Here is a 253-nt window from a genome sequence, read left to right on the forward strand (position 1 = left end):
TGGGTTGTCCCATTCGGAAATCTCCGGATCAAGGGTTATTTGCACCTCCCCGAAGCTTATCGCAGCTTATCACGTCCTTCATCGCCTGTAAGAGCCTAGGCATCCACCGTATGCCCTTTCCTACTTTCTTTACCGCTCGTACTTAATCATTTTTAAATGACCACGTACGTTGATATATACTTTCAGCTGTTTCTCTTTACTGAGATTTTGCTTACGTTTTTGTTTCCAATATGTCAAAGATCGTTTCTCAATT

At 41.9% G+C, this 253-nt stretch carries 1 rRNA gene; it reads right to left on the minus strand.

The annotated features are described in order from the left end of the window. Positions 1 to 130: ribosomal RNA gene (locus tag DXA74_RS16135) — 23S ribosomal RNA — on the minus strand; the annotation flags it as partial. Between the last annotated feature and the right edge of the window lie 123 nt (positions 131 to 253).

Origin of the sequence: Bacteroides sp. OF04-15BH (assembly GCF_003477995.1) — a bacterium.
Lineage (GTDB): Bacteria > Bacteroidota > Bacteroidia > Bacteroidales > Bacteroidaceae > Paraprevotella.